The sequence below is a fragment of the Bradyrhizobium sp. WYCCWR 12699 genome, from assembly GCF_032144035.1.
Taxonomy (GTDB): Bacteria; Pseudomonadota; Alphaproteobacteria; order Rhizobiales; family Xanthobacteraceae; genus Bradyrhizobium.
In genome coordinates, this window is the sequence record NZ_JAVTJN010000039.1 from 169,213 (window position 1) to 193,540 (window position 24,328).

Annotated in this window: 16 protein-coding genes; 5 read left to right on the top strand and 11 right to left on the bottom strand. The window is 65.7% G+C overall.

From position 1 onward, the window contains the following. Positions 1 to 9: 9 nt before the first annotated feature. The 5 genes from RPS27_RS31655 to RPS27_RS31675 all read right to left on the bottom strand — a co-directional run bounded on the left by RPS27_RS31655 (position 10) and on the right by RPS27_RS31675 (position 9,572). Positions 10 to 1,452, bottom strand: coding sequence for a Dyp-type peroxidase domain-containing protein (locus RPS27_RS31655; protein ID WP_212068288.1), 1,443 nt, complete (start codon positions 1,450 to 1,452; stop codon positions 10 to 12). Then, on the bottom strand, positions 1,449 to 3,260 hold the full coding sequence (locus RPS27_RS31660; RefSeq protein ID WP_212068289.1) for a hypothetical protein: 1,812 nt from the start codon (positions 3,258 to 3,260) through the stop codon (positions 1,449 to 1,451). Before RPS27_RS31660 ends, RPS27_RS31655 begins: the two co-directional genes overlap by 4 nt. Positions 3,261 to 3,279: 19 nt before the next feature. Continuing rightward, positions 3,280 to 4,566, bottom strand: a complete 1,287-nt coding sequence (locus RPS27_RS31665; protein ID WP_212068290.1) for a cytochrome P450 — start codon at positions 4,564 to 4,566, stop codon at positions 3,280 to 3,282. Next, complete coding sequence (locus RPS27_RS31670) at positions 4,563 to 7,676, bottom strand: adenylate/guanylate cyclase domain-containing protein (RefSeq protein ID WP_313754927.1); 3,114 nt, start codon at positions 7,674 to 7,676, stop codon at positions 4,563 to 4,565. Before RPS27_RS31670 ends, RPS27_RS31665 begins: the two co-directional genes overlap by 4 nt. A gap of 543 nt (positions 7,677 to 8,219) precedes the next feature. Next, entirely contained in the window at positions 8,220 to 9,572 is a 1,353-nt protein-coding gene (locus tag RPS27_RS31675; protein WP_212068292.1) for an Nramp family divalent metal transporter, read from the bottom strand. Positions 9,573 to 9,740: 168 nt separating this feature from the next. Between RPS27_RS31675 and RPS27_RS31680 the strand changes: the two genes are divergently transcribed. After that, positions 9,741 to 10,985, top strand: coding sequence for an MFS transporter (locus tag RPS27_RS31680; protein ID WP_212068293.1), 1,245 nt, complete (start codon positions 9,741 to 9,743; stop codon positions 10,983 to 10,985). Here the strand turns inward: RPS27_RS31680 and RPS27_RS31685 are convergent. Continuing rightward, positions 10,982 to 12,241, bottom strand: coding sequence for an adenylate/guanylate cyclase domain-containing protein (locus tag RPS27_RS31685; protein ID WP_194407733.1), 1,260 nt, complete (start codon positions 12,239 to 12,241; stop codon positions 10,982 to 10,984). The genes RPS27_RS31680 and RPS27_RS31685 overlap by 4 nt on opposite strands. A 173-nt stretch (positions 12,242 to 12,414) precedes the next feature. Between RPS27_RS31685 and RPS27_RS31690 the strand changes: the two genes are divergently transcribed. Next, the gene (locus RPS27_RS31690) at positions 12,415 to 13,572 is read left to right on the top strand and encodes an MFS transporter (RefSeq protein WP_212068433.1); all 1,158 of its coding nucleotides are present in this window, start codon (positions 12,415 to 12,417) and stop codon (positions 13,570 to 13,572) included. 31 nt (positions 13,573 to 13,603) lie between these two features. Next, positions 13,604 to 13,795: a hypothetical protein gene (locus tag RPS27_RS31695; RefSeq protein WP_212068294.1), complete on the top strand. Its 192-nt coding sequence runs from the start codon at positions 13,604 to 13,606 to the stop codon at positions 13,793 to 13,795. A gap of 7 nt (positions 13,796 to 13,802) precedes the next feature. On the opposite strand, the gene RPS27_RS31700 is transcribed toward RPS27_RS31695, so the two are convergent. Together RPS27_RS31700 and dmeF are read right to left on the bottom strand one after the other, a co-directional pair. After that, positions 13,803 to 14,624 carry an N-acyl homoserine lactonase family protein gene (locus RPS27_RS31700; RefSeq protein WP_212068295.1) on the bottom strand — a complete coding sequence of 274 codons (822 nt, stop codon included), beginning with the start codon at positions 14,622 to 14,624 and terminating at the stop codon, positions 13,803 to 13,805. A 92-nt stretch (positions 14,625 to 14,716) separates the two neighbouring features. Next, positions 14,717 to 15,694, bottom strand: coding sequence for a CDF family Co(II)/Ni(II) efflux transporter DmeF (dmeF, locus tag RPS27_RS31705; RefSeq protein WP_212068296.1), 978 nt, complete (start codon positions 15,692 to 15,694; stop codon positions 14,717 to 14,719). Between the two features lie 197 nt (positions 15,695 to 15,891). Here dmeF and RPS27_RS31710 point away from each other — a divergent pair, with 197 nt between their 5' ends. Both RPS27_RS31710 and chrA read left to right on the top strand, forming a co-directional pair. Next, positions 15,892 to 16,710 (top strand): chromate resistance protein ChrB domain-containing protein, encoded by an 819-nt coding sequence (locus tag RPS27_RS31710; protein ID WP_212068297.1) that lies wholly within the window; start codon positions 15,892 to 15,894, stop codon positions 16,708 to 16,710. After that, positions 16,710 to 18,095 carry a chromate efflux transporter gene (chrA, locus tag RPS27_RS31715; RefSeq protein ID WP_212068298.1) on the top strand — a complete coding sequence of 462 codons (1,386 nt, stop codon included), beginning with the start codon at positions 16,710 to 16,712 and terminating at the stop codon, positions 18,093 to 18,095. Before RPS27_RS31710 ends, chrA begins: the two co-directional genes overlap by 1 nt. Before the next feature lie 1,067 nt (positions 18,096 to 19,162). Here the strand turns inward: chrA and RPS27_RS31720 are convergent. The 3 genes from RPS27_RS31720 to parC form a co-directional block, all read right to left on the bottom strand. Further along, positions 19,163 to 19,348 (bottom strand): hypothetical protein, encoded by a 186-nt coding sequence (locus tag RPS27_RS31720; protein WP_194407727.1) that lies wholly within the window; start codon positions 19,346 to 19,348, stop codon positions 19,163 to 19,165. A gap of 915 nt (positions 19,349 to 20,263) precedes the next feature. Beyond that, positions 20,264 to 21,808, bottom strand: a complete 1,545-nt coding sequence (locus RPS27_RS31725; RefSeq protein ID WP_212068434.1) for a GMC family oxidoreductase — start codon at positions 21,806 to 21,808, stop codon at positions 20,264 to 20,266. 255 nt (positions 21,809 to 22,063) lie between these two features. Continuing rightward, on the bottom strand, positions 22,064 to 24,322 hold the full coding sequence (gene parC, locus RPS27_RS31730) for a DNA topoisomerase IV subunit A (protein ID WP_194407726.1): 2,259 nt from the start codon (positions 24,320 to 24,322) through the stop codon (positions 22,064 to 22,066). Between the last annotated feature and the right edge of the window lie 6 nt (positions 24,323 to 24,328).

The window sequence follows — 24,328 nt, forward strand, 5'->3', positions numbered from 1 at the left end:
TCGTGCCTGTCAGGAGGCGGCCGCTTCAAGGCGGTGCGTCGAGCGGAGCTTCGCGCCGGCGATGAATTTCAGCGCTGCGATCCCGGGTAGGAAGAAGTAGCCGCCTCCGCGCGCGCCGGTGAACGAAGCCAGCGTGACCTCGCCGCCGCTCGGCGATCCCGGAATGGTGAAGCTCTTGCCGCCGGCCTGCGACCCCACGATCGGATCGTCCTGCTTCTCGAGCGTGCCGAAACGCGGATTTTGCAGCCAGCGCTGGTGGATGAATTCGAACTGACGCTCGAGATCGGCATTGCACGCAATGAAGAAGATGCCTTCGCGATGTCCGGTCTCGGTCTTCTCGCGATAGGGCCGCCCGCGGCGGAGCAGCCGGTGCAGCTTCGATGATTTGATGCTCGACGGCACGTCGATCCCGAGGGAATCGCGCGGGTTGGACCGGCGGATATGCGCGCCCTTCGGACAGACGAAGCCATTGGCGTCCTCGACGCGATAGCGGAAGGCGTCGGCCGCCGAATTCGACCCTGGAGGCCCCTGCCAGCCGAGCGGCATGCCGTCCTTCCGACGTCCCATCAGTTTTTCGCAGGTCGGTTGGCCATTGGCTGCTTCGAACTGCTTGAACGCATCGACATACTGCTCGATCTGCCGGACCGCCAGATAACTCCCGTTCAGCGTGAAGCGGTCTTTCGTTTGCGGCCATTCATTCACGTTGGGGCAGTAGGTGAGCTCGTCGTACTCGTTGCGATAGCCCAGAATGAATTCGCCGGGCTCGACGACACGATCCTCATAAAGCTTGCCGGCGTCCTTTCGGGCCTGCTGCGGGGTCGCTCCCTCTTCGTCCCGGAGATCGCGGATCACGGGTTGGGCGAGGCCGTCGCGGAAGCCGAACGGCTCACGCAACTGGCCATCCGCAAACGAGCAAGGATTGTTCTCGACGGTCTCGACGATAAACACAGCCGGGTCCGGCTCCTCCATGCGCGCGGTTGCGTCGAGCACCCACCATTGCGCAACGAGAATGTGAACGGTTTGGCGGCCGCTGGCGCCCTCGACATCCGACCAGCGCCAATCATCACGCGGAGCGTCTCTCAACAGATCCTGGCGCAACGCGCTGCCCATGCCGGAGCTGAATGGCGTCGGAAACGGATGCGTCTCGGCCTCGGTACAGCCGAGCTTCTTCAGCCCCGCGTAGCTGAAGGCGACCGACACCGCCTCCCCGATCGACGCTTCCGGCTCCGCCTTGCCCTTGGTCTTGCTCTTGGTCTTGCCCTTGGCGACGCATTTGGCGCTGACGACCAGCTTGCTGTCGACGAGACGCGCGAGCCAGGCCCGCGCCTGATCCTCGCGGCCGTCGCGGATCGTCAGCAGCCAGAAGCGGCTGGATTTGAGCCAGCCGAAGCCGCTCTTCAGCATGCCCTGGATGTCGTGGCTTTGCTCGGAGAGGCGCGGAGCGTGCTTCATGTCTCGATGGCCCTCATGATCAGGTCGTCGTTCTTCTCGTTGCGCTCGCCGAACAAGGCATCGCGCAGCCCCGTGGCGAGGTTGATCTGGTCGACTGTCCGGTTGCAGGCGTCGAAATGGTAGAGATGCGGCAGCATGCTGTCGCGCGCATAGGACTTGAATCTCAGCTCGCACTTCACGCCGCGAAACACCACGAAGCGCGTCGGCGGAAAGCTGCGCGCCTTGGCGATGCCGGGCTGCCCCTCCAGCGCCGGGGCGCGTGGATTCAGCTCGGTCCAGCGCCAGGCCAGCGTGGTGCCGACGGCCGCGCCGTTGATGAAATCGTCGAGATAGCCGCCGAAATTGCCGTCATAGTTCGAGCAGAACAGAAAGCGGCGGCCGTTGTCGATGATGTGCCAATGGCCGAAATGGATGCCCGGCGCATTGCCGAGCCAGCCTTGCGTGAAGAACACCCGTCCGGCAAACGTCACGATGCGCAGCGCCAGCCGGATGCACCACGCGCTCCACCATTGCGGACCGCGCAGCTCCGTGAGGCTGAACATGTGCTGGGTGCCACCGACCAGATCGGCCTCGCATCGCTCGACCGACGGATGGATCTGCTGGGCCCGCGGAACGTCCTCTTCGAGCGGATGAAAGAACTTTCTGCTCAGCTCGGTGAAATAGCGATTGAGCCAGTAGAACAGCGCGCCGATGCAAAGCACCGCGGCGATCGCGACGATTGCGATGCCGGTGATCTGCAATCCGGTCAGCTTTGGCAGCTTCGGTTCAATGACGTCATGCATATAGGCCGGAGCTACCTCATAGGCCAACGGTGCAAATGTGTAGGCGACGGCGCAGGCTGCGACAGCCAGCAGCAGCGGCACGCCGATCAGCCAGCCGCCCACATAGGTTGCGAGTGACGAGAGCGTCTGGGTCGGCCGATCGAGCTCCTGCTGAACGCTGTTCAGCCAGCGCCGCCAGGACACGAATTGCGCGGGCAGCGGCACCAGGAACAGCCAGACGAGGAATGCGATCACCCCGAGCGCCACCAGCCCGTGCCAGCTCATCGCATGCAGGCATGCGCTCGTCTTGATGACGGCATCTTCGACCGCCCGCAGTCCGGGACCGGGCTCGCCGAAGAACCAATTATAGGCGCGCGGAAGTGCCCGCAGCAGCCAGAGCACGGCGAACCACAGCACGATCGCCGCCACGGGATAAGCGAGCTTGGCACCGATGCTCGCCCCCGTCCCGCGCCAATAGGATCGCGGCGCAGGTTTGGCCGCCCACTCGAAACGTGGGTTGGCGTAGGCCCACCGGGCCAGCGCCAGGGCGAATGCGGTGCGATCGTTGCCGTATTTTTGCTTCAGCTTCCGCGCTTCAATGCGCGTCTGATCCAGCAGGTCGCCCTCCATCTTGATCTGCCGGACCGAGCGGTCGCGGGCGCCGACGAAGCCGCCGTCGGCGATGCTGTGCCAGCCCATCAGCTGGTTCAGCAATTGCTCTTTGTCCTTGGCCGTGGGTACGGCGACGTTGGGAGCGACCATGCCGCCGAACAGCGTCCACATCGCGCCGTCGGGATGATAGACGAGGCGGTACAGCAGGTCGTAAGGGCGCAAGCCCTCCTCTACGGCAAGCTCGAGCAAGAGCACCGGCTGCTGGTTCGGGGCCCCGGCCAAGGCCGGCAGCAGCCCGATTGAAACGAAGTGCACCACCGCGACGTCGTCCAGCAGGGTATCCAATGCACCATGAAGTTGCTTTGGAATTTCAGCGCCGCCGGCCCAGCCTGGCGCAACGATGCAGATCATCTGCTGCCGGACGATCTCGAGCATGGCCGTGTTCTCCGCTCACTCAGGTCGTACACATCCGCATGCACAGCATCAGCGGCCCGTCATAGGCGATGGCCTTGCCTTCGCCGCTCGCCAATTGCAGCCGCGGCAAGGTGAGCAGGCCAATCAGCGCGCTGGTCAGGATCTCCACCGCGTGATCCCGCGCGGGACATTGGCGGTAGCCGTATCCGAACATGAGATAGCGCAAGGCATCGTTCTTGCCCCAATCGCGCTCCGGGCAGAAGCGACCGCTCTGGGGAACGGCGTTGGGATCGAACAGCGCTGCGATCGACAGCAGCGAGACCTTGCCACCACCAGGACATCCGGCGTTGTGCCGCGCCCCGGTTTTCATTTCCGTGTCGCGCGGCACGTCGCGCGCCAGCAGCGGAAAGATCGGTCGGAAGCGCATCAGCTCGAGCACATGGTTGCGCACGATCTTGCGGAACTCGGGATCGGTCCAGACGGCGGGCTCGCCGAGCTTGGCGGCCTTCGATCGCAGCTCCTCGTAGACCTTCGTTCGTCCCAGCAGCTCCTGGACGACGAGAGCCCCGGACTGGACGGTGACCGGGTGCGAGATCCAGGCAAGGCCGACGGCGTTTCGTTCAATGTCGGCAGAGGAGCTCTTGACGCCCCAGGCGGCGCCGATGAGGCCGGTCACGCGATCGATCCGCGTCTGCAGCGCATCCCCGCAGGCTTCCGCCCGTCGCCGAAGATCGAGCGTCGCCAAGCTGCCGGCCAGCAGTTGCCCCGCGACATAGCGGATTTCGAGCATGTATTGTCGCTGCAAGCCCTCGTCGACATCGCCCTGCGCAGCGTCGGCCGCCGACCCCGCCACCACCGCGCCCGTTGCCGCGCCGAATAGCGGCCGCATGGCGTGGAACACGACCCACATCAGGTACTCGTCGATCAGGTCGAAGCCGCCCGCGCCGCGCACGCTCAGAGCCTTGATGCGCCGCTGCGCCTCGGCATCGGAATCGGCGGGGACGTTCAGAGCGGCCAACCGCGCATGGACCAGGTCCCGATCGTCCGAATAGGTCGGCCCGGGATCCATCCCGATGAGGTAGTCGCCAGAGACCATGTTGGCCGCATGGGCCGTATTGGCGAAGCTGCCCGTGCGCGTCAGCACGTCCTTGACCGCACTGGCGCGTGCCGCCAGGCCGAACCAGCCGCCGATGGCTGGCCAGTGCCGAAGCACTGCACCGACCGCACGCAAGACCGTAATGTGGCGATTGAGCCAGCAGAACAGACCATAGGAGAGGCTGCGTGCTCCCGGCGGCAACGCGTCGGGTTCATAGGTCGAGAGTTTCATGCTGCATACCCGTCCTTCCGCCAATCCGCGAGGGCCGCTGCGACCTGTCTTTGATAGTGGGGCATGCCCAGACGCTCCGCGGCATCGGCAGCCCGCTTGAAATGCGCTTCGGCGCCGGCGAGATCGCCGGCCTGCCGCAAGGTCTCAGCAAGCTCGTACAAGGCTTCGGTCTGGTGGCCGTATTCTTCGGCGGCCTCCTCGACCGCCTTGCGACCGACCGCGATCGCATCATCCAACCGGCCGAGCTTGCGATAGGCGACGCCCAGGCTCACGCGCATGAACGTCCTGCCGTAGGGTCCGGCCGCCGCGTAGATGCGATCGGCGAACCCCTTCTCCAGCATCGTCGCCGCCTCGGCGGCCTTGTCGTTGCGCGCCAGCGCGCTGCCGAGAACACCCGTACAAACCGAAAGCATGGTCGGAACGTTGTGCGTCATGCATTGCTGCACGCCCGCGCGCATCAAGGGCTCGGCCCTGTCGAGCTCCCGGCTCTCGATCCAGATCTGCGACTGGACGGTGTCGATCAGCAAACGGGAATAGGGATGGTCGATGTTCGACAGGATCTCGTAGGCCTTGGCACAGAACGCGTGGGCGGTTGCACTGTCTCCCAGCCGCCAGAGCGTGCTGGCATGAAACGCATAGAGATTGATGATGGGGATCGCGGCCCATCCGGGTTGAACGACATGCGCCGACAGCTCCCGTCCGTAGTCGGAGAGCAGAACTTGGCCTTCCGTGGCCGCCTCTGCATATCGACCGAGCGCGTGGAGGTTCATCAGGCGGGTCTGATGCGCCGCCATCATCATATGGCGGCGCTGCGCGAGGCGGGCCGCCTCGAGCCCCCGTGAAGCATAGCGCAGACCTTGCTCGAAGCGTCCGCGCATCCACAAGAATACCGCCGTCTCGGTCGACACCGCCGCTCGTGCGCGCTGATCGTTCAGCTGCACCGCGATGGCTTCCGCGCGCTCCATGTTGCTGAAGATGTCGTCGATCTGCCCGAGGGCCAGCATCGCCCCGATGGCTTCCAGCCGAAGCGCGAGTTCCAGGGTCTGGGCAATCGAGGCGTCGTCGACGCGGCGCGCTGCCTGAAGACCCTTCTCGAACAGTTGAAGGGCTTCCTGATTGGCCGAGCGCGAGATCGCACGGGCCATCGACTTGACGGTGAATCTCGCCGCCTGCTCCCACTCCTCCCCTTTGAAGGCGTGGTGCGCCAGCGCTGGCGCGACATCCGCTTCAGCCGCCCCCGGCCGCGCATGCAGCGCCAGGAAGGCCTGTCGATGCAGCGCCTTGAGACGCGCGCGCGTGAGGGCGCCGAGCACGACATCGCGCACCAATGCGTGGCGAAACGCGAATGCGTGCTGCTCGAGCTGACCGCGCGCTTGATCCGACCCCGCCAACAATCCGGATGCAACGCACAGGCCCAGCAATTCTTCGGCACGCCCAAGGTCCACGGCCTGCATCGCGGCGATCAGCTCGCGCGTGATGGGGTCGCCGAGGATCGCCGCAGCCTCGAGCGCGGACTTGGCGGCTTCAGGCAGCCTATCGACGCGCGCGCCGATCACCGCGGCGATCGAGCCCGGCACGCGTAGCTCCCCGGGCGGCCGCTGCAGGCGGTATGCACCGGGCGTTCCCTCGAGCGATCCGTCGTCGATCAGCGTGATGACCAGTTGCTCCAGGAAGAAGGGGTTGCCGTCGGCGCGCGCCACCAATTCGTTCATGGCGCCGAGCACGGACAGATCATCCCCCAGCAGGGCGCGCGCGAGCCTGAACATCTCGCCATCGCGGAGCGGCTCGATCATGCGCTCGGCAAACCAGGGGGCCTGGCGCCACTGATGGTCGAAATCAGGTCGATAGCTGACGCAGACGAGGATCGGCAGTCCCTGTAGCTTTGGCAGCAGGGCCTCGAACAACCGTCGGCTCTCGCGGTCAGCCAGGAAAACGTCCTCGAGCACGAGCACGAAGGGGCCCGCTTGGGCGCGCCTGCGCACGAGCCACAGCAACGCGTCGCCAATCCGGCGCCGCCGCTGGACCGGGTTGAGCTCCAGCCAAGCCTGGTCCGGCGCCGCCAGACCCAGCAGGTCGTTGATCGCGGCGAGATGCGCGGCGCCCTCGGTGGCCCATTCGGCGGCCAGGGTCTGCCTGACGGAATGTGCATCGGTCAGGCTTGTTTGCGGCAACCCGGCCAGGCTTGCGATCAGGTCCGCGGCGGTGCTGTAGGCGCGCGCGCTCGCGTAACCTCGTGCCTGCGAAAGGCAGACCTCCATGCCCTGGCTTGCAAGCGCGGCGATCCAGTCGGCAATCAGGCGAGACTTCCCGATCCCCGCATCGCCGCACAGCCCGATCGTTCGCATCGCGCCGGTTCGAACGATGTCGAGATCCCCGGCCAGGATCCGCAAGGAATCTTCGCGGCCGACCAGGGGCGCCCAGCGCTGCTTGCGCGTCAGCGGCGCGGCCGCCGAACTTTCGGTGGCGACCACGACCTCATGGAGGTCGACCGGATCGTCCAGCCCTCGGACCGACCGCGTCCCCACCGGCTGCGTGTCGATCTGCTGCGCGACGAGGCGCTGCGTCGCGGCACTGATCAGAATGCCGCCGGGCGGCGCCATCTTTTCGAGCCGCGATGCGAGGTGAATCGTCTTGCCGTCCGCCCCGTAATGCGACCAGCCGTATTGTCCGACGACGCCGACCAGCACTTCGCCCGAATTGATGCCGATGCGCAGCATCGGGCTGGCCACGCCCTGAACCGCGTGGCCGGGAATGTTGGCTCTCTGCATCTTGAGAGCGGCAAGGCACGCCCGCAGGGCGTGATCCTCCTGCGCCACGGGCGCGCCGAACAAGGCGACCAGCCCGTCGCCGAGCAACTGGCTCACTGTGCCGCCATAGGTCGCGACCGCTTCGGCCAGATGGTTCAGCGTCTTGCCGAGATAGTTGCGGGATTCCTCGGGGTCGGAGTGCTGGAGCAGTGATGTGGAGTCGCAGACGTCGACAAAGAGGACGCTGACCTGCTTGTTCTCGGTCAGCATCTGTGACCGAACCGTCGCATGATCGTGCAGCGGAACAACCCGCGCCTCGCGGTCGACGATGCTGGCAAGTGATGGACCGGAGGGCTGCTCCACGGCGTGATCGAGGCGCGCGCCGCATTGAGAGCAGAAGCGATGCTCGCGAGTAACACGGGCTGAACATGCGGGACACTTGGTCACGGCAGTACACGCTCATCAATGATATCAACGCAGCAATCAACGCATTCTGGCTTGATCACCGTCCCCTAGGACGTGAACCCGCGCAGTCAAAATCAATCCATTGAGCCAGTGGTCTCACCACCGGCTCCGCGCGCCGACGTCGCGCACAACTCATAGGCGTAACCGGAGAAAATGCGGATCGGCGCACTTACTCCGGCGCGGGACCGCCGATTATCCCGCGGGGAGAAAAATCAATCCTGAAAAACGTAATGTCATAATACGGCCTGTCAGTACGCGGCCCCTCAGCAATTGAAGGTAGTATACCCTCTTCGCACCAATTGAAAAGCGGTAGTTCGCCGGCTCGCGACCGGAGCCGTCGGCCCTCGCATGGCGCGGCTTTTCCGAAATTGCCGGACCGAGCCCGCGCAAGGGCGGCTCGTCATGGGCCGCTCCGGACAGACGGAGCGATAGCCCCTGCCCTCACCCGAACAATGTGTCGGACAACAGCTTCAGGTTCAGGATCACGATCACGCCCGCGACGATCCACGCGATCGCGGCGACGTAGGTGGGTATCGCGAACTTGCCCATCTTGCGGCGGTCGGAGACGAAGCGGACCAGCGGGATGACGGCGAAGGGCAATTGCATCGACAGCACGACCTGGCTGAACACCAGCAGATCCGCTGTGCCGCGCTCGCCATAGATCGCGGTGACGACGATCACGGGGACGATGGCGATGCCGCGCGTGAGCAGGCGGCGCGCCCAGCTCGGCAGGCGCAGATCGAGGAAGCCCTCCATCACGATCTGGCCGGCGAGCGTCGCCGTCACCGTCGAGTTCAGGCCCGAGGCGAGCAGCGCCACCGCGAACAGCGTCGAGGCGATGCCGAGACCCAGCAGCGGCGACAACAGCTCGAAGGCTTGCCCGATCTCGGCGACATCCGAATGGCCGCTTTTGTGGAAGGTCGCAGCTGCGACGACGAGGATGGCGGCGTTGATGAACAGCGCCAGCATCAGAGCGATGGTCGAATCCGTCGTCGCCCATTTGATCGCCTCGCGGCGGCCTTCGTCGTTGCGCTCATAGGCGCGCGTCTGCACGATCGAGGAGTGCAGGTAGAGATTGTGCGGCATCACGGTCGCGCCGATGATGCCGATCGCGATGTAGAGCATCTCGGGGTTGGTGAAGATCTCGCTCTTCGGCATGAAGCCGTGCAGCACCTCCGCCACCGGCGGCGCGGCGGCGGCGACCTGGACCGCGAAGCAGACCGCGATCACCGCCAGCAGCGCGATGACGAAGGCTTCGAGGAAGCGGAAGCCGCGGTTCATCAGGAGCAGCAGCAGGAAGGCATCGAGCGCCGCGAGCAGTGCGCCGCCGATCAGGGGAATGCCGAACAGGAGCTTGAGCGCGATCGCGGTGCCGATGACCTCGGCGAGATCGCAGGCGATGATCGCCGCCTCGCAGGCCAGCCAGAGCAGGAAGTTCGTCGCCGGCGAATAGGTGGCGCGGCAGGCCTGCGCGAGGTCGCGGTCGGTGACGATGCCGAGCCGTGCCGCCAGCGACTGCAGCAGGATCGCCATCAAATTCGAGAGCAGGATGACGGAGAGCAGCGTGTAGCCGAACTTCGAGCCACCGGCGAGGTCGGTCGCCCAATTGCCGGGGTCCATGTAGCCGACGGAGACCAGATAGCCCGGGCCGACGAAAGCGAGCAGCCGGCGCCACCAGCGGCCCGCGGCCGGAATGGCAACCGTGGCGTTGACCTCGGCGAGGCTCTTGGTGGCGGGCGCGTCAGTGCGCCAGCCGGCGGTGTCGCGGGTCAAATCAGGCGATCGGGCATCCATGGGGCGAGAATACCGAAGTCGAGGCTTATTGCAACTCATTTGCAACTGCATCTAGTGGTATGGGTTCCCGTTCCGGGCCGTTATTCGCCGCCCTGTCGGGAAGCGGGTGGGTTTGGCGGCCCCCGGGGCCGGATACTGGCGCCAACCCGACTTTGCAGGAAATGAGCCATGTCAAACCCGCCCCGCCTCCCCGATACCTTTGCCCGGCTCGCCTGGTCCAACCTCGCCGCGCAGTCGGCCGAGCAGATCGCCTTGGCCGCCGCCCCCATCGTCGCGGTGCTCACGCTCGGGGTCGCGGAAGGCCAGACCGGCCTGTTACAGACCGCGCTGACCCTGCCCTTCGTGCTGTTCGCGATTCCCGCCGGCCTGCTCGCCGACCGGATCTCACGCCGCTCGCTGATGGCGGGAGCCGAGGCGCTGCGGGCCGTGGCGCTCGCGACCATCGTGCTGCTGCTCGCGCTCGGCGCGCTCAATCTGCCGCTGCTGGCGCTGCTCGGCTTCGCCGCGGTGTGCGGCACCGTGGTCTACAGCGTGGCCGCACCGGCGCTGGTGCCCTCACTGGTAAGCGCCGAGCTGTTGCCGGCGGCGAATGCGCGGATCGAGCTGGCGCGCACCATCGCCTTTGCCAGCGGCCCTGCGCTTGGCGGCGCGCTGGTGGGCTGGTGGGGCGCGAGCCCGGCCTTCGGCTTCGCCGCGGCGCTCTCGGCTATCGCCGTGGTGCTGCTCTCCGGCATCTTCGAGCCCGCCCGCGCGCCGGCGCCGCGCCGCCATCCGTTCCAGGACATTCGCGAAGGCGCGGCCTTCGTGTTTCACCACCCGCTGCTGCGTCCGGTGTTCATCACCCAGTTCATCTTCAACACCGGCTGGTTCCTGCAGATCGCCGTGTTCGTGCCCTACGCCGTGCGCCATCTCGGCCTCACCGCAGCGGGCGTCGGCACGGTGCTGACAATGTACGGCGTCGGCATGGTGATCGGCGCGCTGCTCGCCACCCGCGTGATGCAGCGTATCAGCTTCGGTACCGTGGTCGGCCTCGGCCCCGTCACCGGCTTCATTGCCGCAATGGTCATGGCGTTGACCGTGCTGGTCCCCTCGCCCTGGCTGGCGGGTTTGAGCTTCTTCCTGCTCGGCGTCGGGCCGATCCTGTGGGTGATCTCGACCACGACGCTGCGCCAATCGGTGACGCCGCCGCGCCTTCTGGGCCGCGTCTCCGCCATCAACATCATGAGCTACGGCGCGCGCCCGCTCGGTTCGGGACTGGGCGCGATCGTCGGCGGGCTCTGGAGCGCGGAAGCGTGCCTCTATCTCGCGGCGGCCGTGTTCGGCGTGCAGGCGCTGGTGATCTGGCTGTCGCCGGCGGTGGCGCTGGACCGGCAGCCGGAGATGGTGGGGGACGAAGTGCCGGCGCGATGCTAATTCGCCAGATACCGCTCGTAGCTCCCCGTCACCGGCTCGCTCGCGTCGACATCGGGGTCGAGCGTGTAGAGATCCTGCGCGCGGCCGATGCCGCGCAGCGCGTAGCGGCCGGTGGAGACGAGATAGCGCCGCCCGGCGGCGTCGAGGCCTTTGTAGAATTCCGATGACGCCAGCAGCTCGCGGTCGACCGAGCGGCTCATCGAGGCGATACGGCTGACCTCGTTCACTGTCGGACCGACCACGGTGAAATCGAGCCGGTCCTCGCTGCCGATATTGCCGTAGAAGACCTGCCCGACATGCAGGCCGATATAGGCCGACGTGGTCGGACGCCCCTCGGCCGCCCGGCGGGCATTGAGCGCCGCGATATTCTTGCGGAACAGGTGCTCGGCGCGCAGCGCGGCACGGCGCGCATCCGCCATGTCCTCGCCCCAGAACATCGCGAGCACGCCGTCGCCGATCAGCTTCAGCACATCGCCGCCGGCCTCGTGGATCGGGTCGATCACGGCCTGCGCGTAGTCGTTGAGGAACGGGATGATCTCGTCGGGGCCGATGCTCTCGCTGATCCCGGTCGAGCCGCGCAGGTCCGAGTACCAGAGCACGGCATTGATGCGCTCGGTGACGCCGCGCGAGATGCGCCCGCGCAGCACCTGCTCGGAGGCGTCGCGGCCGAGATAGACGCGCCCCAAAGTGCGCACGATGTCGACCTGCTGCGCCGACTTGATCGCGAGCCCGAGCACCGGCACGAGATCGCGCAGCGCGGCAAGTTCAGCTTCGGTGAAGCCGTCGTCCCGCCGGGTGGTCCAATAGGAATAGAGGCAGTCCATCTGCCCGAGCGCTCCGCTCTCGCCGAAGCGGTGCACGAAAGCCAGGAAATGCCGGTGGCCGTTTTCGGCGAGGTCGCCGATCTGCGAAAAATCGAGCGACGGCGCCTCGGCGAGATCGATCACCATCTCGTCGTTGCCGTGCTCGAGCAAATGATAGAACACCGAGCGGCGCCAGTTCGTGGCGGCGTCGCCCTCCGCCGTCGAGCCGTACTCGATGACGTCGCTCTCGTTGCTCGGCGTATCGCTCCAGCGGAAGGCGCGGCCCTCGTAGATCGGATGCAGCGTGTCGATGATCACGAGCCCGCGCGACAGGTCCAGCCCTTCGTCGCAGCAGCGCTCGCAAAAGCCGCGGAGCAGTTCCTGCTCGGGCAGGCCTGTGAGCCCCTGGCTGGCGATCCAGTTCATCAATGAAAGGCGCGAAGCTGTTTGCATGCGCCATTATGGCGTGCATTCGTGACGAGCGAAAGGCGCAAGCCGGGTACACGCGCAAGGCTCCCCGTCCCGTGCAGATCGAATATGCCGAGGTTGCGGTTGACGCCCTCGCCGCACGGACGGCAAATGCCGGCAATGATGATTTCGTCGGCCAGAATCGAAAGTACGCGCGAATGAGCCAGCGCCAGCTTCCGATCATCCTGGCGCTCGGCACCACGCAGACGCTGGCCTGGGCCTCGAGCTATTATCTGCCGGCCCTGCTCGCCGACCCCATTGCGCGCGACCTCGGCGTGTCCTCCAACTGGATCTTCGGCGCGTTCTCGGCTTCGCTGGTGATCTCGGCGATGCTCGGCCCGCGCATCGGGCGGCAGATCGATCTCGTCGGCGGGCGGCAGGTGCTGTCGGTCTCGAACCTCACCATCGCGGCCGGCCTCGTGCTGCTCGGCCTCTCGCAGTCCGTCGCCGTGATGGCGATCGCCTGGCTCGTGCTCGGCGTCGGCATGGCGATGGGCCTCTACGACGCCGCCTTCGCCGCGCTGGGGCGGATCTACGGCACCGAGGCGCGCCGGCCCATCACCGGCATCACGCTGATGGCGGGCTTTGCCTCCACCGTCGGCTGGCCGCTCACCGCCTGGGGCCTTGCCCATATCGGCTGGCGCGAGACCTGCTTTGCCTGGGCGGCCGCCAATATCCTGATCGGCCTGCCGCTCAACTTCTTCGTGCTGCCGGCGATCAAGGGCGCCAAGCAGGCGGCGGCCACCGCCGAAAAGCCGCATCTGCCGCTCGACCGCACCATGCTGCTGCTCGCCTTCATCTTCGCGGCGGTCTGGACCGTCACCGGCGCCATGGCCGCGCATTTCCCGCGAATCCTGGAGACAACAGGCGCGACGCCTGCCGAGGCCATCGCGGCTGGCGCGCTGATCGGCCCGGCGCAAGTCGGTGCACGCATGCTGGAGGCCGGCTTCCTCAGCCGTTTCCATCCGTTGTGGTCGACGCGGCTTGCCTGCCTCACCCACCCGATCGGCGCGGTGATCGTGGCGATCTTCGGCGGTGCCGCGGCGAGCGCGTTCGCGCTGTTTCACGGCTCGGGCAATGGCATCCTGACGATCGCGCGCGGCACGCTGCCGCTGTCGATCTTCGGCCCGAAGGACTTTGGCTACCGTCTCGGCATCATCGGCGCTCCCGCACGCATGGCGCAGGCGGTGGCACCGCTGGCCTTCGGCCTCTTGATCGACCTCATGGGCGCCAAGGTGCTGATCGTCTCCTCCGCGCTCAGCCTCTCGGCGCTGGCCGCGCTGTTCCTGATCCGCACCAGGCCGCGGCCGGATTGACCGCGCTGCCGCTTTCGCCCACAAGCGGGCCATGAGCGACAACAACGATCCGCCCCGCACCTTCAAAGGCCTGTTGCGCTGGGCAACCACGCCGCCGCAGGCCTGGGGCGTCTATCTCCTCGCCATCCTCATGGTCTGGCTCGTCTCGTTCTATGTCGGCACGCTGAAGCCGAAGAAGACGCCGGAAGCGAGCCCGCCGGGCGTGACCGCTCCGAAAGGCTGATCCACCGCTAATCGTAAAACTCCGGCGCCAGCTTCTGGCTGTCGCGCTGGGCCTTGTCGTGGTTGATCCAGAGCTGCGCCTTCTCCTTGGCCAGAGTGTCGGCGATCTTCTGCATCGAAGCCGTGGTCTGGTCCTTGTCAACGTTCATGCCGGGCACGCGGCGATTGTCCCAATTATCCCTGAAGTGCACGGCGTCACCGGACAGCACCACCGCGCCGGTCTTGGGCAGTTTCACCAGCAGCGACTGGTGCCCGGGCGTGTGGCCGGGCGTCGACAGGATGGTCACGCTGCCATCGCCGAAGACGTCCTTGTCGCCGGTGAGCAGCTCCACGGGGTGCGAGGGCTTGAAGCGCGGCGAATTGTTGGCGCCGGGCCAGTCGTATTCGGCCTTCTGCACGTAGAGCATCGATTGCGGAAACAGCTCCACATTGCCGGTATGGTCCGGATGGGTGTGCGAGACCGCCATGGCCTTGACGTCGTCGGGCTTGACGCCGAGCTGCTCGAGCTGGGCGGCAAGCGTCTTCGGCCGCCGCCAGGTGACGGCCTTGGGATCGGCGGGCGCAAGACCATTCGGCATCGCGGCGACGGCATCGGCGATGCCGGTGTCCCACAGGAACCAGCCCTTGGCGTGCTTGATCAGATAGCAGCTGTCGACGAAGTCCATCGTCTTGCCTTCGTTCAGCCCGGGCGTCCAGCGCGAGATGTCGCCCGCGGTGCCCTCCCCGCAATTGAGCACGTAGAGCTTTTCGACGCCGGCCGATTGCGCGAGCGCCGCCGGGCCTGATAGCGCCAGTGCGGCAATGGCGAGAGCGAGCTTGGTCCTGCGCATCCTTGGTCCTCCCTGGCGGCCACGAGGCCGCGACTTGGCATCAACGTCGGATCAACCCCGCTCCGCCGGCAGAATTCCCGCAAAGATCAGCGTCAATGCGGGCAGGTCTCGACCTCCACCGTGACATGGCTGAGGCCCTTCAGTCCGGCGAGCCGCCGCTTGTAGATAGCAGGCGTCTTCGGCCTGTCCGACACCACCGAGAGCAGCACGGCGCAATGGCCGGGGCCGACCTGCCACAGATGCAGATCGGTGACGCGGTCGTCGCCGACCTCCATGCGCGCGCGGATCACCCGCTCCAGCTTCTCGTCGGCACGCACGTCGAGCAGCACCGCGCCCGACGACTTGACGAGGCCGAACGCCCAAGCCCCGATCACCACGCTGCCGATCAGGCCGACGGCCGGATCGGCCCAGACCCATCCCGAATACATCGCGAACGCAAGCGCAGCGATTGCCAGCACCGAGGTCGCGGCATCGGTCATGACATGGACATAGGCCACGCGCAGATTGTTGTCGTGATGATGGTGGTGATGGCCGTGACGATCGTGGTCGTGGTCCCCATGATCGTCATGTGCATGGCCGTGCGCGTGCCCGTGATGGTGATGGTGATGATCATGGCTGCCGCGCAGCAGCCACGCGCTGGCGAGGTTGACGCCGAGGCCGAGGGCGGCCACCGCCATGGCCTCGCCATAGACGATCGGCACAGGATTGATCAGCCGCAGCACACTCTCATAGGCGATCTCGACCGCGATCAGGCCGAGGATGATCGCGCTGGCGAAGGCCGCGAGATCGCCGAACTTGCCGGTACCGAAGGTGAAATGCGCATTCCCCAGGTGACGGCGCGCGAAGCGATAGGCGAAGGCGGCGATGCCCAGCGCGGCCGCATGCGTGCCCATGTGCCAGCCGTCGGCGAGCAGCGCCATCGAGCCGAACACCGAGCCGGCAACGATCTCGGCGACCATCATGACCAGCGTCAGCACCACCACGAGCCAGGTGCGCCGCTCGTTCTCGTCGTGCTTCTCGCCCAGGAACGCGTGGTCGTGGGTCCATTGTTCGATGGAATGCGAATGCATCGAATTCTCCAGGAAATTCAGCTCTGTTGAGCCTAGTATAGACCGGCGGGCCGGACTTTTCGAAGGTCCAATCGCTCCCTCGGATTGACAGTGCTTCTTAGTTTCGATGTAATCTGTGCCATGGGGATTTGAGCGATCTCCCCACGAGGCGACATGCCCAAGTATCGCGTCCCGTCTGATTTATGCGAGGACGCATCATGGCTACGTTCACGACCATATCATCCGATAAATTGGCGCGCCTGATCGGCACGGCCAACGCGCCTGTGCTGATCGATGTCCGCACCGAGGAGGATTTTGCCGCCGACCGGCGGCTGATTCCCGGCTCGATCAAGCTCAGCCACGAGACCGTCGCGGAATGGGGCGGCGAATTTGCCGGCCGCTCCGCCATCGTCTCCTGCCTGCGCGGCGCCAAGCTGGCGCAGGGCACGGCCGCCTGGCTCAGGCAGCTCGGCGCCGAAGCCGAAACCCTCGAAGATGGCTTCGAGGGCTGGAAGGCGGCCAAGCTGCCGCTGGTCGACGCCCGCAAGCTGCCGCCACGCGATGCCAAGGGACGCACAATCTGGGTCACGCGGGCGCGGCCGAAGGTCGACCGCATCGCCTGTCCCTGGCTGATCCGGCGCTTCGTCGACCCCAACGCGGTGTTCCTCTATGTGGCGCCGTCCGAGGTGGTCGCGGTCGGCGAACGCTTCAACGCGGCGCCCTTCGACATCGAGAACGTGTTCTGGAGCCACCGCGGCGAGCTCTGCACCTTCGACGTCATGATCGAGGAGTTCGGCATCGCCACGCCGGCTCTGCTCCGGCTCGCCACGCTGGTGCGCGGCGCCGACACCGCTCGGCCAGACCTCGCGCCGGAAGCGCCGGGCCTGCTCGCGGCCTCGCTCGGGCTATCGCGGATGTATGACGACGACCTCGAACAGCTCGAGGCCGGCATGTTGCTCTACGATGCCTTCTACCGTTGGTGCCGCGATGCTACGGCCGAGACCCACAACTGGCCGACCAACAAGGTGAAGGCGTAATGGACATTCGTAACGTTCAAGCAGGAGCTGATGCCGGTCACGGCATCAGCTTTGGCGATGCCTTTCACGTCTGGCTTCGCGTCGCCTGTCTGAGCTTCGGCGGGCCCGCGGGCCAGATCGCGGTGATGCACCGCATCCTGGTCGAGGAGAAGAAGTGGATCTCCGAAGGCCGCTTTCTGCATGCGCTGAACTATTGCATGCTATTGCCGGGTCCGGAGGCGCAGCAGCTCGCCACCTATGTCGGCTGGCTGATGCACCGCACCGCCGGCGGGCTGATGGCGGGCGGGCTGTTCATCCTGCCCGGCATCATCGCCATCATGGGCCTCAGCTACATCTATGCGGCCTTCGGTAATGTCAGCTTTGTCGAGGCATTGTTCTTCGGCCTCAAGGCCGCCGTGCTCGCCATCGTCGTCGAGGCAGTGGTGCGCGTCGGCAGGCGCGCGCTGAAGAATCGCATCATGATCGCGCTGGCGGCGATCGCCTTCGTCGCGATCTTCTTCTTCGCGGTGCCCTTCCCGATCATCATCATCGCCGCCGGCCTGATCGGCTATGCCGGCGCGCGCAGCGGCCGGCCGGAGTTCGCCCCGGCCGGTCACGGCCATGGCGGCAGCGGCGCCGCGATCGACAGCATGCTCGGCGAAGCCGTGCCCGAACACGTCAAGCCCAACACCGCGCGCGAGATCCGAACCGGCGCGTTGTGGTTGGCGCTCTGGCTGGTGCCTGTCATCGTGTTGTTGCTTGCCCTCGGACAAGGCAACGTCTTCAGCCAGATCGCGTTGTTCTTCTCGAAGATGGCGCTAGTCACCTTCGGCGGCGCCTATGCCGTGCTGGCCTATGTCGCCCAGCAGGCGGTCGAGCATTATCATTGGCTGAAGCCGCACGAGATGCTGGATGGCCTCGGCATGGCCGAGACCACGCCGGGCCCGCTGATCATGGTGCTGCAATTCGTGGGCTTTATGGCGGCCTATCGCGACCCCAGCGGCCTGTCGCCAATGCTCGCGGCCGCGCTCGGCGGATTGCTCGCGACCTGGGTCACCTTCACGCCCTGCTTCCTGTGGATCTTCGTCGGCGCGCCCTATATCGAGCGCCTGCGCGGCAACACGGGCCTTGCCGGCGCGCTCAGCGCGATCACCGCCGCCGTGGTCGGCGTGATCCTGAACCTCTCGATCTGGTTCGCCCTGCACACGCTGTTCCGCGAAACAGTGCCGGTGCATGCGTTTCCGCTGAACTTCGACATGCCGGTGCTCAGGAGCGCCGACGTGCCGGCACTGGTGCTGTCGATCGCGGCGGCGACCGCGATCTTCAGGTTCAAGCTGGGGATGCTGACGGTGCTGGCGGGGAGCTGCGCGGCGGGCGTGGCCCTGAGGTTGATGGGGGTGATTTAGGGCCTTGGCGCGAAGGATGGGTCGAGCTCTCGCGAAACCCACCCTGCCTCGTCGTCGGCGGAGGGGGTGATGGGTTTCGCTTACGCTCCACCCATCCTACGAGCTAGACCGCCGGCCCGGAGGCGCGGCCAGGGGACCGCTCGCCCTCCAACGGACAGCGCGGCGGTCCCACAGGTTCAACGTCAATTTGCGAAGCGCTCTCAGCGGCTCTTCTTTTTCGCTAACCGATCTACGCATACCCGCATATCGTAGTTTCTAGCCTCCTGCGCCGCTCCAGTCAGCGAACCAAATGGGCCATGCTTTGCGTACGACTGTTTGCAGCATGCCAGCGGAAAGCTTGCGGTGCATTGGGATAAATCTTGCGCCGAAGCCTCCGACAGCAATAGTTGAGAGCAGATCGAAGCGACGGCAAGCGAAATAAACCCGCGTAACATTCAGCGGCCTCCTTACTCAAAAAGTTTAGTGATCAACTCGCTCAGTTAACTCGTGGGCAGGCCCTTCCTAGCGAGACAGGCACGCACCTTTTTGGCGGGCCCCTCTGGCACCCTGTAGGCACTCCAGTCCGCGCGAGTATAGCCGGCGGCGGTCACGCAGTCGGTTACGCCCTGTTCTCGCTTTCTGGCCTGATCCACGCTGGTGCCGTCACGCTGAGCTTGGCACACAGGATCGTGGTGACAGACGACGCGGGCGTGAGCAGACGTCAGCCCGGCCGACACGACGAAAAACGCGGAAGCGACAATCATTGATTTCATAATACACCCCCAAGTTGACAACGGCGACCGTAGCCTCCGAGAATGGAACCTTCAACCCCAGGGCGCAGGGGTCAGCCAGATTTTAAGCGTTCGCTCCCTTCAGGGGGATTGATGGGTTTCGCTTACGCTCGACCCATCCTACGAGCTACCCATCCTTCGAGCTAATGTAGCCTCGCTTTTGCTGCGACGATCGAGCGCGTCGTTAGGGTGGATCAGTTTCGTATTTTCAGTGAATTCCCGCATCCTTCCCGCACCTGCCTGTCGGACTCCCACAGCGTGGGAGAGGCAGCAAGGAGCACACATGCGGCCATGTGTTCATTTGGACGGCTTGCGCGCCTCGTCTCGCGCCAACCGCTCCGCTCTCAGACGCTTGTGGTTTTCATGAAACTGGGGATCGGCTTGGCTATCCGCGATCGACTGCCGCGCTGCGTTCGGGTTTTGCGCCCTGCGGTCGGCTTCATCGGCGATCTGCTGCTCGGCTGAGCGTTTCGATTTGGTCATGACTGGATCCTTGCACCCGTAGATTTGACGCGGCGGGAGGTATGGCGTGGGCCACAAGTGTTGATCACCCCGTTTGCCGTGAGAGCTTCGGCCGCCAGCGAGAGTCGCGGCTTCGGTCGAGGGAGCTCGGATCGCAAAAGGACGGGCAGACGTTCACCGCAGCCGTAGGTCAGACGGACGCGATGGCCGGACGGATTTCATCTCACTTGGCGTAGCCCTGTGACCGGAGCCAAGAAATCCGACGCTCTCCGTTCATCCAATCGTCGATTTCGGCTTTGCTCGCAAAGCCGGTTATTTCTCGGGGTTCTGAGCCTGGATACTCGGCGACGATGACCCAGTCGCCCTCAGATTTACGAAGCGGTTTGAAGCTCACTCTTATTTTTGCCATGCCGAACTATGGAGGAAAGTGGGCAAAAAGGAAACCTCGTCGACCCGTTTTGAGCAACTTGCCGCCGGCGGCCGGAACGCGACTCCAGCGTGAAATGCTTAAAGCGGGGCCTTTTCGCCAGGGTTAGCTTCCATTGCCAGGAACAACTTACCTTGGATGAGTGCACGACCGACCTGTCCATCGATGCGCGGCTCTCCTCGGCGGCGGGCTCGGCCTGACGCTTTATCGGGTTATGCTCGGAGGGGCGCAGGGCTCCGCGGGCAAATGGTCGTGCTGTCGCTCGCAACGGCACTGTTCTTCCCGTGCTGGCGCAAGCTGCCGTCGGGCAAAACAGCTCGGCATTCCGACGAGGCCGCCTGTCAAGCCTCTTCCTGCAAAAATATTCCACTTTACCGAAATTCGGAGTTGTCGCACAAGCAAAACACCCTGGCCCGAGACAAGGGGCGGATCGCGATCGTCACGAACGGCGGACAGGTCAGTACGCTCGCAATGACGCGGAGGGAACCGCGAACACCGTCGTTGCCGCGCTACCGCATCATCATCCGCGCGATCGCCTCCCCGATCACCACCGTCGTGAAATGCGTGTTGGCGCGGCAGTCGGACGGCATGATCGAGGCGTCGGCGACGCGCAGACCCGAGATGCCCTTCACCGTGCCATCAGGGTTGACCACGCCGTCGGCATCATTGATGCCGCTCATCCGGCAGCTGCCGGCAGCGTGCTGGATGTCACCGGTCTCACGGCGCAGCACCGCGTCGAGCTCGTGATCCGGCAGGGCGGCTGCCTGCGGCAGCGTCAGGTCGGTATCGGCGAGCCGGATCCAGTCGGCGATGCCCGAAAGCGCCGGCTGCGAGGTGATCACCGCGAGCCGCCTCACCGCGTCGATCATGCGCAGCATGTCGCGGGGATCGGCGAGCATGTTCTCCTCGACGACAGGATCGATCGCGGGATCGGTCGAGGCCAGCTTGAGCGTACCTCGGGAATACGCGTTGAACAGCCCGGCGCCGATCGCGCCGGGCATGCCGATGCCGCGGTGATTGAAGGCGATCAGGATCATGTCGCGCTTGCCGCCGTCCGCAAGGCCCGAGGAATAGGTCACGCAGCAATTGGTGTGGCGCGTATCAGGATCGGTGGGCCGCAGATTCTCGTGGAGCTGGATGGTTGCGCGAAACAGCGGGTGATCGAAGTAATGCTTGCCGACCGGCAGGTCGCGCACCACCGCAACGCCCATCGCCTTCAACTCCTCGGTCGGCCCAATGCCCGAGCGCAGCAGGATCGCCGGGCTATGGATCGCGCCGGCACACAGCACGATCTGCCGCGCGCTGATCTCCTGGGTGCCCTGCCCCTCCACGTGAACGCGGACGCCGGTGGCGCGGCCGTCGCTGATCAGCACGCGATCGACCAGCGCATGGCCGCGGATCTCGAGGTTAGGCCGGCCACGCGCCGGCTCGAGATATGCCTCATTGGTGCTGATGCGGCGCAAGTCGCGGCTGTTGATGGGATAGCAGGCGACCCCCTCGCCGTCTGGGCCGTTGAGATCGGCGCACCAGGGATAGCCGCTCGCCAGCGCCGCATCGCGCAAGCCCCGGTCGATCGGGCCCCATTTTTCCGGCGGCGCGCGATAGACCGGCAGCGGACCGCCGCGACCGTGGCCCTCGGCATCGCCGAATTCAAAATCGTCCTCGATCACGGAGAACAGCGGCATCACGTCCTTCGCCGACCAGCCGGTGCAGCCATGGGCGGCCCATTCGTCGAAGGCATCGGCAACACCGCGGATCGCGATCTGGCCGTTCATCATCGAGGAGCCGCCGAGCCCCTTGCCGCGCCAGTAGAAGCGCGGCTGCTGCCCCGCCACCCGGCGCGACAGCAGATCAGGCCACTGCCATTTCTCCTGGTACTCGCGCTTGTGGATGATCGGGATCGGATTCGGCGTCCGCACCTCCCACGGCGCCTCATCGGCACGCCAGTCGAGCCCGGCTTCGAGCAGCAGCACGCGCCGCGCAGGATCCTCGGAAAGCCTTGCGGCCACAGCGGCGCCGGCGGAGCCGCCGCCGACAACAATGACATCGTACATCGCGCTCATTCTCGACATTCCAGACCACCGGCGTCGTGGACGGTATCAGACGGTGCTAAGCGGTGGAATGCGAATTGGAGAGCGGCGCTGTCGCAGCCCATGCGCGCAGGTGCGCGTGCCCCGGACGCAGCGCAGCGCCACTTCAGCGGTGCGCTGCAGGGCCGGGGCCCATGTCTCCCAGCCAACCCGTGCAGCGTGGTCCCGGCTCTGCGCAGCAGCGTTGCACGCTGCAGCGCGTCCGGGACACAAAACACCCTACCCGATCGCCTTGCCGAACTTGTTCGACTTCGGGAAACCCTTCGGTGGCAGGCGGCCGGCGTCGGCGCGGGTGCCCTTCCACTCGGCGAGCTCCTTCATGGTCGCGGAGAATTCGCGGCCCGCGGAGTCCTTCCAGGTCAGGCCAGCCTTCGCCTCGAACACGGCGACGTCCGAGAGCCCGCCGTCCTTGTACTTCTGCAAGCGCACGCCGCGGCCGCGCGCCATTTCCGGCACCTGGTCGAGCGGGAAGACCAGCATCTTGCGGTTCTCGCCGATCACGGCGACGGTGTCGCCGATCACTTCCGTGATCGCGCGCGCCTCGTTCGGCATGTCGACGTTGAGGACCTGCTTGCCCTTCTTGGTGGTACCGACGCAATCGTCCTCGCTCACCACAAAACCCTGGCCCTCGTGGCTAGCGACCAGGAATTTGCGTCCGCCCTTGTTGACGAACAGCGCGACGGGAGCCGCCTCCTGCTCGAGGTCGATGAACAGGCGGATCGGCTCGCCATGGCCGCGGCCGCCCGGCAGTTTCGCAACGTCGAGCGTGTAGAACTTGCCGTTGGTGGCGAACAGCAGGAGTTTCGAGGTGGTCTCCGCGAAGAAGGCGAAGCCGAGCTTGTCGTCCTGCTTGAAGGCAAGGCCCGAGAGATCCTCGACATGGCCCTTCATGGTGCGGATCCAGCCCTTGTCGGACACGACCACCGTCACCGGCTCGCGCTCGACGAGGGCTTCCTCCATCGCGGCGAGATCGTGCTCGGGAGCGTCGGCGAAGGTGGTGCGGCGCTTGCCGAGCGGCGTCTTCGGCCCGAACATGTCGCGGACCTTGCCGACCTGCTCGCCGACCTTCTTCCACTGCTCGGCCTCGGAGGCGAGCACCGCATTGATGCCCTTGAGCTCGGCACGGAGGTTCTTGTCCTCGGTGCGGATCTCCATCTCCTCGAGCTTGCGCAAGGAGCGCAGGCGCATGTTGAGGATGGCTTCGGCCTGCACCTCGGTGAGCTTGAACTCCTTCATCAAGGCCGGCTTCGGCTCATCCTCGGTGCGGATGATCTTGATCACCTTGTCGATGTTCAGATAGGCGATCAGGAAGCCGCCGAGCACTTCGAGCCGGTGCTCGATCTGCGCCTTGCGATAATTGCTGCGGCGGATCAGGACATCGCGCAGATGGTCGAGCCATTCGCGCAGGCACTCCGCAAGTCCCACCACCTTGGGGACTCGGCCCTTGATCAGCACGTTGAGGTTCAGCGGAATCTTGTTTTCGAGCTCGGTGAGCCGGAACAGCGATTCCATCATCAGCGCGGGATCGACGTTCTTCGACTTCGGCTCGATCACGATGCGGACGTCTTCGGCCGACTCGTCCCTGATGTCGCCGACCAGCGGCAGCTTCTTCTGATCGAGCAGCTCGGCGACCTTCTCGATCAGCCGCGACTTCTGCACCAGGAACGGGATCTCGGTGACGACGACGACCCAGGTGCCGCGTGCGCCCTCTTCCTGCGACCAGCGCGCGCGAACGCGGAACGAGCCACGGCCGGTGGTGTAGGCCTCGGCGATGGCCTGCTTGGAGTCGACGCAGATGCCGCCGGTCGGGAAGTCCGGGCCCTTCACCCACTTCATCAGGGCCCTGGATTTCGCGTCGGGCTTCTCGATCAGATGCAGCGCGGCCTCGCAGAGCTCGGCGGCGTTGTGCGGCGGGATCGAGGTCGCCATGCCGACCGCGATGCCCTGCGCGCCGTTGGCGAGCAGGTTCGGGAAGCCGCCGGGGAGCACGACCGGCTCCTTCGACTGGCCGTCGTAATTGGCGCGGAACTCGACGCCGTCCTCGTCGATGCCCTCGAGCAGAAGCCGCGCGACGTCGGTCATGCGCGCTTCGGTGTAGCGGTAGGCGGCGGGGTTATCGCCGTCGATATTGCCGAAATTGCCCTGGCCGTCGACCAGCGGGTAGCGCGAGGAGAAATCCTGCGCGAGGCGCACCATGGCGTCGTAGATCGCCTGGTCGCCGTGCGGATGGAACGAGCCCATCACGTCGCCGACGATCTTGGCGGACTTCTTGAAGGCGGTGCCGGGGTCGAGCCTGAGCAGGCGCATGCCGTAGAGGATGCGGCGGTGGACCGGCTTCAGGCCGTCGCGCGCGTCGGGCAGCGCGCGGTGCATGATGGTGGAGAGCGCATAGGCGAGATAGCGCTCTTCCAGCGCTTCCTGCAGCCGGACCTCGTGAATTTCGGCCGGTTCTTCCGGCGGAACGATTCGTTTTCCCATGCCGCC